Raw genomic sequence first — 10,961 nt, 5'->3', positions numbered from 1 at the left:
CTCCAGGAGCACATCATGAGAGCACCCCATTCATGATCGCGAATCGTCGGCACAGCCTGCTCAACCGTCCGCATCACAAGATCGTCGACAGAACCCTGATCTTGACGTTGATAGCGTCCACGAACAGGACCGGGTAGACGCGATCGAGCGGCCGGTTCTGCCATTCGGCCATGCCGTCCATCACCTTGTCGGTGATGGTGGAGATGGTCTGCTTGGACACCTCCGCCCCGTAGACCTCGGCGAGGTGAGCCGCTATCTCACCGTGGGTGAGACCCTTCGCGGACAAGGAGAGCACCATCTCGTCGACGCCGGTCAGGCGGCGCTGCCGCTTCTTGACTATCTGCGGTTCGAAGGTGCCGGCGGTGTCGCGGGGCACCCTCACCTCCACCGGGCCGACGTCGGTCAGCACGGTCTTCGCCCGGGTGCCGTTGCGGCTGTTGCCGTTGTTCTTCCCGGCCGGGTCGTGCTTCTCATAGCCGACGTGGTCGGTGATCTCGCCTTCCAGGGCGGACTCCAGCACCCGCTTGGTCAGCAGTTGCAACAGCCCGCCCTCGCCGGTCAGCTGCAGCCCCTCGTTCCGGGCCCGGTCAACCAGCATCGCAACGAGCTGCTCGTCCGACACCACACTCGACGGTGCCTGAACCACCTGCTCGGCCTGCTCGTTCTCCACGGCGGTCTCCATCATCAGACGCGTCTCCTTGATCATCAGATCCGCCGTTGATTAGACACTCCCGCCTCCGGACGAACACAACCGGCAAATGACACCTAACGGAGCCCTACTAGCCATCGGTGGGGTCGTCCCCGTCGCACGGCGGGGGCGACCTCACCGGTCCCCTCGGCCTTCCCGGAGACCTCGCATGCGTACCACGGTGTTCCACCCTCGCCTCGCCGCCCTGCTCCGGGACCACCTCGGACAGGACGTCTTCCGGCTCGAACCGGACACGGTCGCAGTGGCCGGGCACGGCGTCGCCGACAGGGTCCTCGCGGCCCGTCGGGCCACCGAGACCGAACGGCCCACGTTCAAGCCGTTGCACGGGCGCTCGATCTCCCGCGCCGAGGCATCATCGGTGATGCGGGTCATTGCCGGTGACGTCCGCACAGCGCTGCACAAGCCACGGGCACGGCCTGAGGACGTCGATCTGTCCGGGGTCTGGCCCCTCACGGGGCATCTGTACCTGCGGGATCTCATCCTCGGTGGGGACCCATACCGGCTGCGCATCCTGATGAGCCGCAACCTCGAACTGACCCCCCTACTCACCTGGACGGTCATAGCGGCGGGCGCCGCGCTCCCCGGCCGGACCGGACGGCGAGGTGCCCAGGTGACCGGTATCGCGGGTCTGACGGCCGAGGCCACCGGCTACCACGAGCGCCGGTACGCCATGGGCATGTACCGGCGTGCAGCGGCCCCCGTGTGCTTCACGGTCTCCACCCTGGTCGCGAACGCGCTGTGGCTCGGCTCGCCGTTCGACCCCGATACGCCGAACCGGCACATCCTCTACGAGGCGATGCGACTGCTGCCGCCGTCCTGGAACATCCTGCGCCGTGCCTCCGCCGAATACCCCGCCGTCGACCGACGCATCGCACCGGGCGACGATGTGCTCGTCCTGCCCCTCCTCTCACATCGGGATCCTGAACTGTGGGAGGACCCTTCCCAGTTCCGCCCGGAACGCTGGAACACCCTCGACCCCGACACCGCGCCCGGCTACCTGCCCTTCGGTCACTCCTCCGAACGCTGCTGGGGCCGGCACATGGTGATGCCACTGGCCGAGTTGCTCCTGGACCTCGTACGCGGGGCCGGTCTGACGGTCAGTCCCGCCCAGACCACCGCGAAGGTCCCCGTCTTCGGTCTGCTCGGCGTCGAGAACGTACAGGTGACGAAGGTGTGCGATGCCGCCGTCTGAGCCGACCCACCCCACCGAGACCGTGGACGAGTCGTTCGCCGTCCACCCGCACGACGTCTACCGGCGCTGGCGCGACGAAGGCGGCGTCCGCAGGGTCCGCTTCCCCGGCCCCGTCCCCTTGGCGGGCTGGGTCGTCACGGGTCATGCGGCCTGCCGGGCTGCCCTTGCCGACCCCCGGCTGAGCAAGGACGGCGCGACCGAGGTGTTCGCACGCTACGCCGGACTACCCACCGACGGCCCAGGCGGATCGCTCACCACACACATGCTCAACTCCGACCCACCCCGGCACACCCGCCTGCGCCGAATTGTCCAGCAGGCGTTCACCACACGGCGGGTGGCGGACCTGCGCCCCAGGATCGAGGCTCGTGTCACCGCGCTGCTCGACGCCCTGGACGGGGCGGACCAAGACGAAGTCCGCCACGAAAGCCCGTTCGGCATCGCCACGCTGCGCTACACCACAGAGCCGGTGACCATCGCCGGCACGGCGATTCCAGCCGGGGAGTTCGTGCAGATCGCGCTGTCGGCCGCCAACCGCGATCCGGACGTTTTCGGGGCCCCCGACCGGTTCGACATCACCCGAGACGCCTCCCGGCACCTGGCGTTCGGCCACGGCATCCATCATTGCCTGGGCGCACCACTGGCCCGGCTGCAGGCCGGTATCGCATTCGGCCACATACTCCGACGCTTCCCCGGCCTGCGACATGCCTATCCGCATCGTGCCCCTCAGTGGCAGAACAACCCACGGCACCGGGGACTGCTCACGTTGCCGGTCCGGCTGCGCTGATGTGATACCAGGTCTCTGCCACGGAGGACGCCATCGCCTCCGGCCCGGAGCTGGGACGGAACGAGGAACTCGAGGGCGCCGTCGGCACCGCCGCGGTCGAAAGATCAAGGGGCCGTTTTCGGATCTCCTCTGAAAACGGCCCCTGACCTGCGACTTCGTAAAGTCGGGACGACAGGATTTGAACCTGCGACCCCTTGACCCCCAGTCAAGTGCGCTACCAAGCTGCGCCACGTCCCGGTGCGCTCGCGGGTGGTGACCCGGGTGAGCGCGCGAAGAGCACTTTACCCCAATCCCCGGGCCACTCCGAAAGCGGCGCCGGGTGCGGCCGGGCCGGTGGGGGACAATCGTCGTATGGGAAGCACGGGCGCATCATCGGGAGGGCCGGCCGGCACCCGCGACCGGGACAGCGCGGGCCGGGCCCGCAACGCACGGCCCCGTGACGGGCTGGGGCGGCCCCTGCCGTACGGCGCGGACGGTGTGGCGCGCCAGCCCGAAGGGATCGTACGCACGCCGTCGCAGACGGTCACCGAGGCACAGGAACTGCTGGACGCGGGCAGACCCTTCCATGCGCACGAGGTCTTCGAGGACGCCTGGAAGTCCGGGCCCGAGGACGAGCGCGCACTGTGGCGGGGCCTGGCCCAGCTGGCGGTGGGGCTCACCCATGCGGCCCGGGGCAATGCCACCGGCGGGCCACGGCTGCTGCGGCGGGGCGCGGGAGCGGTCGAGGAGTGGGCGGCGCACAGCGGACGGCAACGGCCGTACGGGCTGGACATCGCCGGGCTCGCGACCTGGGCGCGCGACCTGGCGGGCGCGGTACAGCGAGACGAAGAGCCCATCAACGCCGCCGAGCGGGCGCCCCGGCTGAGCAGGCGGCAGGCGTCGTAGGGCCCAGTCGAACGGGGGGCGCGGCGCCCCGGCTGCGCGGGCCGCAGGCGTCGTAAGGCCCGGCGGGGCGGAGGTACGGCGCCCCACTGGGCAGGCGGCAGGCGTCGTTGCGCCCGGTAGGACAGGGGTGCGGGCGCCATCGACGCCGCCGAGCGGGCCCAGGCTGAGCAGGCGGCAGGCGCCGTAGGGCCCAGTCGAACGGGGGGCGCGGCGCCCCGGCTGCGCGGGCCGCAGGCGTCGTAGCGCCCGGTGGGGCGGGGTGCGTGATCCGTCGACGCTGCCGCGCGGATGCCCCAGCGAAGCAGGCGGCAGGCGTCGTAGGGAGCGGTGGGGCGGGGGGTGCTGGTGTGGTCGGGGGGATGGGGCAGACTCGGGGGGTGCGAAGGATTCTTGTCATCGGTATCGGCGCGGGCGACCCGGAGCAGCTGACCCTCCAGGCGGTCCGGGCGCTGCGCGGCACGGACGTGTTCTTCCTCCTCGACAAGGGTGAGGTGAAGAGTGATCTGACCCGGGTGCGCCGGGAGATGCTGGACGCGCACCTGCCGCCGGGGACGTACCGGCTGGTGGAGGCGCGCGACCCGGAGCGGGACCGGGGCGCGGGCGGCGCGGCGTACTCGCCGGCCGTCGGCGAGTGGCGCAGCGCCCGTGCCGACGTCTACGAGCGCCTGATCACCGAGGAGTTGGGCGAGGACGAGACCGGGGCATTCCTGGTGTGGGGGGACCCCGCGCTGTACGACAGCACGCTGGGGATCCTGGAGGAGGTGCTGGCCCGGGGCACCGTGGCCTTCGCCCATGAGGTCGTGCCGGGCATCAGCAGTGTCTCGGCGCTCGTCGCCCGGCACCGCACCGGCCTGAACCGGGTGGCGCGGCCCGTGCAGATCACCACCGGGCGGCGGCTGGCCGAGGGTTTCCCCGAGGGCGTGGACGACGTGGTGGTGATGCTCGACGCCCAGCAGGCGTTCCGGCGGTACGCCGGCGAGGACATCGACATCTACTGGGGCGCCTATCTGGGCACCCCGGACGAGATCCTGGACTCCGGTCCGATCGCGGAGGCCGGGCCGCGCATCGAGCGGCTGCGCGCCGAGGCCCGTGCGCGCAAGGGCTGGATCATGGACACGTATCTGCTGCGCCGCCGTCCGCGCGACCGGTGACGACGCCCCCGTACCGTGCGATGGCCCGGTACGGGGGGATCCGGTGCCGTGGCCAGCTCAGGGCGTCGGGTGTGGCGGGGTGCGGCCCAGTCGTTCCAGTACGGCCGCGATGTCGGGCACCGCGGTCACTCCGGCCGGCAGCGGTGGCCTGCGTACGACGACCACGGGCAGGCCCAGCGTGCGGGCGGCCGTCAGTTTGGCGGCCGTGGCCGCTCCCCCGCTGTCCTTGGTGACCAGGACGTCGATCCGGTGCCGGCGCAGCAGCGCCGTCTCGTCGGCCACCGTGAACGGGCCCCGCGCGAGGACGACTTCGGTATGCGGCGGCAGCGGCGGCGCGGGCGGCTCCACGGACCGTACGGCGAGGCGAACGCCGGCGAGGTGGGCGAAGGCGGCGAGACCGAGACGGCCGGTGGTCACAAAGGCCCGGCGGCCGAGGCCGGGCAGCGCGTCCGCGGCGGCGGCCAGGGAGTCCACCGGGTGCCAGCGGTCGCCGTCGCCGGGCTGCCAGCCGGGGCGGCGCAGCACCACCAGCGGCACTCCGGTCGCCGCCGCGGCCCGCGCCGCGTGGGCGGTGATCCGGGCGGCGAAGGGGTGGGTGGCGTCCACGACGGCGGTCACCCGCCGCTCGGCGAGCCACGCGGCCAGCCCCTCGGCCCCGCCGAACCCTCCGGTGCGGACGTCCCCGGGCATCGGCGCCGGCCGGGTCACCCGCCCGGCCAGTGACATGGTGACGCGGACACCGGGTCCGGCCGCGAGTTCGGCGGCGAGCAGGCGTGCCTCGGCGGTGCCGCCGAGGATCAGGACATGCGGGGACATGGGGGTGAGCGTACGGGGTCGCGCGTCGCCGCCCGCCCGGTGTGGCGTACGAGGCCGCGGATCGCCGCCGTCCGGGTGTGCGGAGTCTGTGTGCGGTACGGGCGTCCGGGCCGTAGGTGCGGGCGGAGCACGGTCGGGGTGGTCGGAGTGGTCGGGGTGCGGTCGGGGTGCGGCGATCGGGGGTACCTGGCCGGTATGGAGACGGGTCCGATGTCCGTGCGTGCCGTGCTGATCGACATCGACGGGGTGCTCACCGTCTCGTGGCGGGCCCTGCCCGGCGCGGTGGCGGCGCTGCGGGAGATCCGCGCGGCCGGGCTCGGCGTCGCGCTCGTCACCAACACGACGTCCCGGACGCGTGCCTCGATCGCCGCGGCCCTGGCCGAGGCGGGTTTCGCGGCGGGCGCCGAGGACGTGCTCACCGCACCCGCCGTCACCGCCAAGCATCTCGCCGAGCACTTCCCGGGTGCCCGCTGCGCCCTCCTGAACAGCGGGGACGTCCGGGAGGACCTGGAGGGCGTACGGCTCGTCGACGAGAACGAGGACGAGAACGAGGACCCGGATGTCGTGATCGTGGGCGGCGCGGGTCCGGAGTTCGGCTACGCGGCGCTCAACCGGGTCTTCGGGCACCTCCAGCGGGGCGCGCGGCTGGTGGCGATGCACCGCAATCTGTTCTGGCGCACGGACCGCGGTCTGCGGTTGGACACGGGCGCTTTCCTGCTGGGCCTGGAGCGGGCGGCGCGCACCGAGGCGGTGGTGACCGGCAAGCCGTCGCCGGCGTTCTTCGCGGCGGCGCTGGCCCGGCTGGGGGTGGACGCGGACCGGGCGCTGATGGTGGGCGACGACGTCGAGTCGGACGTGCTGGCGGCGCAGCGGGCCGGGATCAGCGGGGTGCTGGTCCGCACCGGCAAGTACCTGCCCGAGTCGCTCGCCGCGGCGAGCGGCACCCCGGACCATGTGCTGGACTCGTTCGCCGACCTGCCCGCGCTCCTCCGACTGCGCGGGTAGCGGTCGGCGTCAGCGCAGCAGCAGTTGCGCGCCGCCCACGACGGTCGCCGCGATCACCAGGCGCTCGAACAGCCGCTGGTTGATCCTGCCCACGGCCCAGGCGCCGAGGAACGCGCCGGGCACGACGAACACGACGAGCGCGGCGTCGAGGAGCAGCGAGTGCCCGTCGATCAGTCCGAGGCCGACGCTGAAGGGGACCTTGGACACGTTCACGATCAGGAAGAAGAACGCCGACGTGCCCAGGAAGCCCAGCTTCCGGAAGCCCGCCGACAGCAGGTACATCGACATCACCGGGCCACCCGCGTTGGCGACCATGGTGGTGAAGCCGCCGAGGACGCCGTACGAGCGGGCCTTGAGGCGGCCCGCCCGGCCGGTGTCCGGCTCGGGCGCCTCCTCGGTGCCGGAGCGGCGCCGCCGCCAGAGTGTGACGGCGGCCATCAGCAGCAGGATCGCGCCGATCGAGGTCCGTACGATCCCGTCGTCGGCCCACATCAGGAACAGTGTGCCGACGACCACACCGGCCGCGACGGCGGGGAACAGCCGCCCCAGTGTGGGCCAGTGGGCGTGCCGCCGGTAGGTGGCGACGGCGAGCAGATCGCCCGCGATCAGCACCGGGAGCAGTACGCCGGTGGAGGCGCGGGCGGGCAGCACCGCCGCGAAGACGGCGAGGCTGACCGTGTTGGCCCCGCTCACCGCGGTCTTGGAGAAGCCGACCAGGAGCGCCGCGAAAGCCAGCGCGGCGAACTCCCAGCCTGATAGGTGCCAGAGCGTCATCGTGTTCATGCGGTCACTGATGCTATGCCCACGCATTCGGGCCGCGTAAGGAAGCGTTCCGCGGAGCGGCCCGGACGCCCGGCCCACGCGTCGGCCCGCGTGCCGCCGGGCGCCCGGCCCGCCGCCGCACAAAGACGCACGACCAGGCATGGCGCCAGCGCGGAAGACCCGCAACCGGTCACGGCACCGGCGCGGGAAGGCGCGGGACGGTCACAGCACCGGCGCGAAAAGGCGCACGACCGGTCACGGCGCCAGCGGAAGACCCGCGACCGGTCACGGCACCGGCGCGAGGAGGCGCGGGACGGTCACGGCCGCCGGCGCGAGGAGGCGCGCAACCGGTCACGGCGCCGCCGCGGGCGGCCGGCGACGCGGCGCGGCTTGTCCCCGGCGGAGCCCTCAGGGCCGCTCGACCAGCACCGCGCTGCCCTGCCCCACCCCCACACACATGGTCGCGAGCCCCCGCTCGGCGCCCGTGCGGCGCATGCGGTGCAGCAGGGTGGTGAGGATGCGGGCGCCCGAGCAGCCGAGGGGATGACCGAGGGCGATCGCCCCGCCGTACGGGTTGACCAGGTCGGGGTCGATGCCGAGCAGGTCGACGCAGGCCAGCGCCTGGGCGGCGAACGCCTCGTTGAACTCGGCCTCCTGGATGTCGCCGATCTGCCAGCCGGCACGGGCCAGCGCCTTGCGGGTGGCGGGCACGGGGCCGATGCCCATCACGTCGGGGTGGACGCCGGCGGAGGCGCCGGCCGCGTACCGGCCGAGGGACACGAGCCCCAGCTCGTTCAGGACCTCCTCGCTGACCAGCAGCAGTCCGGCGGCGCCGTCGTTCATCGGCGAGGCGTTGCCCGCGGTGACCGTGCCGTCCTGGCGGAAGACCGGCCTGAGCCGGGCCAGTCTCTTTGGCGACGTGTCCTCGCGGATGCCCTCGTCGCCGTCGACGACGATGCCGTCCGGGCGCTCGACGGGCAGCAGTTCGTCGTCGAAGTGGCCGCTCTTGCGGGCCGCGGCGGCCAGTTGGTGGCTGCGCAGCGCGAACGCGTCCTGGCGCTCGCGCGGGATGCCGTACCGTTCGGCGACCTGCTCGGCGGTCTCGCCCATGGACAGCAGCCCGTGCAGCTCACGCATCGCCGGGTTGACCAGGCGCCAGCCGAGCCAGGTGTCGACGGTCTCGATCCGGTGCGGCAGCGCCTCGTCGGGGCGGGGCAGCACGAAGGGGGCGCGGCTCATCGACTCGGAGCCGCCCGCCAGCACGATGTCGGCCTCGCCGGCCGCGACGGTGCGGGCGGCGGCGGTGACGGCCTCCATACCGGAGGCGCACAGCCGGTTGACGGTGGCGCCCGGCACGGTCTCGGGCAGGCCCGCGAGCAGGGCGGCCATCCGGGCGACATTGCGGTTGTCCTCGCCCGCCTGGTTGGCAGCGCCCCAGTAGACATCGTCGATCCGGGCCGGGTCGAGCGCGGGCACGTCGGCGACCAGACGGCGGATGACGGCCGCCGCGAGGTCGTCGGGCCGCACGGAGGACAGGGCTCCGCGCAGCCTGCCGATGGGGGTGCGGCGGGCGGCCGCGAAGTGGACGGGGCGCACGGCTGGGCTCCTGACCGTCGGCGCTGGTGACCAGCGAGCTTACTTAGCACTGCTAGTTTCAGACTCTAGCCGGTCGCCCCGACCGCTGGAAAGATCTCCCCCATACCCGTACCGAGGCATCCGGAGGTCCCATGGCCCACGCCCGCGAGCATGCCCTGACCGGTGTCCGGGGCGCGATCAGCGCGCGCGAGTGGCCGCACCCGGCGCCGCGCCACCTCGTCCTCCTGGCGCACGGTTACGGCGAGCACATCGGCCGCTACGAGCGGCTCGCCGACGTCCTGTCCGGGCACGGCGCGGCCGTGTACGGGCCCGACCACCTGGGCCATGGCAGATCGGCGGGCGAGCGGGTGCTGATCGAGGACTTCGAGGACGTGGTCACCGATCTGCACGCCGTGGCGGACCTCGCCCGCGCGGCGCATCCCGGGCTGCCGCTGGTCGTGCTCGGCCACTCCATGGGCGGCCTGATCGCGGCCCGCTATGCGCAGCGCCATCCCGCCGAGCCCGCCGCGCTCGTGCTGTCAGGACCGGTGATCGGCGCCTGGGAGCTGCCGGGGCGGCTGCTGGCCCTGGACGAGATCCCGGACATCCCGGTCAGCCCGTCGGCGCTCTCCCGCGATCCGGCCGTGGGCGCCGCGTACGCCGCCGATCCGCTGGTGTGGCACGGCCCGATGAAGCGGCCGACGCTGACGGCGTTCGCGCGCACCCTGGAGACCGTGGCCGCGGGCGGTGCCGTCGGCCGGCTTCCCGTGCTGTGGCTGCACGGCGCCGAGGACCGGCTGGTCCCGCCGGCCGGCAGCCGGCCCGGCGTGGCACGGCTGAGCGGCGGCACGGCGACGGAGCGGATCTACGCCGGGGCCCGGCACGAGGTCTTCAACGAGACGAACCGGACCGAGGTCTTCGCGGACCTCCTCCGCTTCCTGGACACCGCGCTGCCGGCCTGAACCGGCCCGAGCCGTACCGGGAACCGCCGGATGCCCGAACGCCCGCACCGCAAGACGGACCCGACGACGGCCCGAACGCCCGCACCGGAAGACCGACCCGACGACGGCCCGAACGCCCGCACCGGAAGACCGACCCGGCCACGGCCCGACGCCACGCGTACCGGCCCGGTGTTCCTCATGGCGCGGACGGACCCCGAGCCGTCCGCTGCCGGATTCCCGGGACAGTTGCGATCATCGGGCGGCACAATGACGGCGTAACACCCAGATGAGAAGGGCAGTGACGTGAGCGAGGGGCACCCTGCGGACGGGCCGGTGAGGCTGAACACCTCCGTGGCCCACAACGCGCGGGTCTGGAACTACTGGATCGGCGGCAAGGACAACTACGAGGTCGACCAGCAGGTCGGCGAGCATGTCGCCGGGCTGTTCCCGGTGATCCGGGCGGTCGCGCGCGCGGACCGGGAGTTCCTGGGGCGGGCGGTGCGGTTCCTGGCCGAGGAGCGCGGGGTGCGGCAGTTCCTCGACATCGGCACCGGGCTGCCGACCGTGAACAACACCCATGAGATAGCGCAGCGGATCGCGCCCGAGTCACGGATCGTGTACGTCGACAACGACCCGATCGTGCTGGCGCACGCCCGCACCCTGCTCACCAGCAGTGCCGGGGGCGTCACCGACTACATCGACGCCGATGTGCACGACCCGGAAGCGATCCTGCGGCGCGCCGCCGAGACCCTGGACCTGTCACGGCCGGTCGCGGTGATGATGCTGGGCATCCTGAACTTCGTGCTCGATGTGGACAAGGCCCGGGACATCGTACGCCGGGTCATGGCGGCGGTGCCCTCCGGCAGCTTCCTCGTGCTGACCCATCCCACCCTCGACGCCGAGTTCGGCGGCGCGGGCAACGTGGCCGCCATGGAGTTCTGGAACGAGAACGCCACGCCGCCCATCATCGCCCGCACGAAGACCGACGTCGCCGCCTTCCTCGACGGACTCGACCTGCTCGAACCGGGCCTGGTGCCGTGCTCGCAGTGGCGCGCCGGACCCGACTCCCCCGCGGCGGTGCCCCAGTTCGGCGCGGTGGCCGTGAAACCCTGACCCTGGGACCGGACCGCCGAGCCCGTCA

The 10,961-nt window shown here is 72.8% G+C and carries 10 protein-coding genes, 1 tRNA gene and 1 pseudogene; 7 read left to right on the top strand and 5 right to left on the bottom strand.

What is annotated here, in order from left to right:
- Positions 1 to 94 precede the first annotated feature (94 nt).
- Positions 95 to 598, bottom strand: a pseudogene (locus ABT245_RS24565) (transposase); the annotation flags it as partial.
- 259 nt (positions 599 to 857) lie between these two features.
- Here ABT245_RS24565 and ABT245_RS24560 point away from each other — a divergent pair.
- On the top strand, positions 858 to 1,901 hold the full coding sequence (locus ABT245_RS24560; protein WP_351736974.1) for a cytochrome P450: 1,044 nt from the start codon (positions 858 to 860) through the stop codon (positions 1,899 to 1,901).
- The gene (locus ABT245_RS24555; RefSeq protein ID WP_351736972.1) at positions 1,888 to 2,685 is read left to right on the top strand and encodes a cytochrome P450; all 798 of its coding nucleotides are present in this window, start codon (positions 1,888 to 1,890) and stop codon (positions 2,683 to 2,685) included. The genes ABT245_RS24560 and ABT245_RS24555 overlap by 14 nt, the downstream gene beginning before the upstream one ends.
- Positions 2,686 to 2,848: 163 nt before the next feature.
- Here ABT245_RS24555 and ABT245_RS24550 read toward each other — a convergent pair.
- Positions 2,849 to 2,922 (bottom strand) — tRNA-Pro (locus tag ABT245_RS24550).
- Between the two features lie 114 nt (positions 2,923 to 3,036).
- Here ABT245_RS24550 and ABT245_RS24545 point away from each other — a divergent pair.
- Both ABT245_RS24545 and cobF read left to right on the top strand, forming a co-directional pair.
- Positions 3,037 to 3,570, top strand: a complete 534-nt coding sequence (locus tag ABT245_RS24545) for a DUF309 domain-containing protein (RefSeq protein ID WP_351736970.1) — start codon at positions 3,037 to 3,039, stop codon at positions 3,568 to 3,570.
- A gap of 377 nt (positions 3,571 to 3,947) precedes the next feature.
- Positions 3,948 to 4,721: a precorrin-6A synthase (deacetylating) gene (gene cobF / locus ABT245_RS24540; RefSeq protein ID WP_351736968.1), complete on the top strand. Its 774-nt coding sequence runs from the start codon at positions 3,948 to 3,950 to the stop codon at positions 4,719 to 4,721.
- 57 nt (positions 4,722 to 4,778) lie between these two features.
- Here the strand turns inward: cobF and ABT245_RS24535 are convergent, their stop codons facing one another.
- Positions 4,779 to 5,537, bottom strand: a complete 759-nt coding sequence (locus ABT245_RS24535; protein ID WP_351736966.1) for a cobalt-precorrin-6A reductase — start codon at positions 5,535 to 5,537, stop codon at positions 4,779 to 4,781.
- 210 nt (positions 5,538 to 5,747) lie between these two features.
- On the opposite strand from ABT245_RS24535, the gene ABT245_RS24530 reads away from it, so the two are divergent.
- Positions 5,748 to 6,542 carry an HAD-IIA family hydrolase gene (locus ABT245_RS24530; RefSeq protein ID WP_351736964.1) on the top strand — a complete coding sequence of 265 codons (795 nt, stop codon included), beginning with the start codon at positions 5,748 to 5,750 and terminating at the stop codon, positions 6,540 to 6,542.
- A gap of 9 nt (positions 6,543 to 6,551) precedes the next feature.
- Here the strand turns inward: ABT245_RS24530 and ABT245_RS24525 are convergent, their stop codons facing one another.
- Complete coding sequence (locus ABT245_RS24525) at positions 6,552 to 7,325, bottom strand: sulfite exporter TauE/SafE family protein (protein ID WP_351736962.1); 774 nt, start codon at positions 7,323 to 7,325, stop codon at positions 6,552 to 6,554.
- Between the two features lie 387 nt (positions 7,326 to 7,712).
- Positions 7,713 to 8,900: a thiolase family protein gene (locus tag ABT245_RS24520; protein WP_351736960.1), complete on the bottom strand. Its 1,188-nt coding sequence runs from the start codon at positions 8,898 to 8,900 to the stop codon at positions 7,713 to 7,715.
- A gap of 131 nt (positions 8,901 to 9,031) precedes the next feature.
- Here ABT245_RS24520 and ABT245_RS24515 point away from each other — a divergent pair, with 131 nt between their 5' ends.
- Both ABT245_RS24515 and ABT245_RS24510 read left to right on the top strand, forming a co-directional pair.
- On the top strand, positions 9,032 to 9,841 hold the full coding sequence (locus ABT245_RS24515) for an alpha/beta hydrolase (RefSeq protein ID WP_351736958.1): 810 nt from the start codon (positions 9,032 to 9,034) through the stop codon (positions 9,839 to 9,841).
- Between the two features lie 282 nt (positions 9,842 to 10,123).
- A complete protein-coding gene (locus ABT245_RS24510) occupies positions 10,124 to 10,933 on the top strand; it encodes an SAM-dependent methyltransferase (RefSeq protein ID WP_351736954.1) in 810 nt (269 codons plus the stop codon).
- Positions 10,934 to 10,961 lie beyond the last annotated feature (28 nt).

This window comes from Streptomyces sp. NPDC001508 (genome assembly GCF_040298665.1).
In the GTDB taxonomy this organism is placed as follows: domain Bacteria; phylum Actinomycetota; class Actinomycetes; order Streptomycetales; family Streptomycetaceae; genus Streptomyces.
The sequence above is the reverse complement of the archived record's forward strand: the minus strand, read 5'-3'. Positions and strand labels throughout refer to the sequence as shown.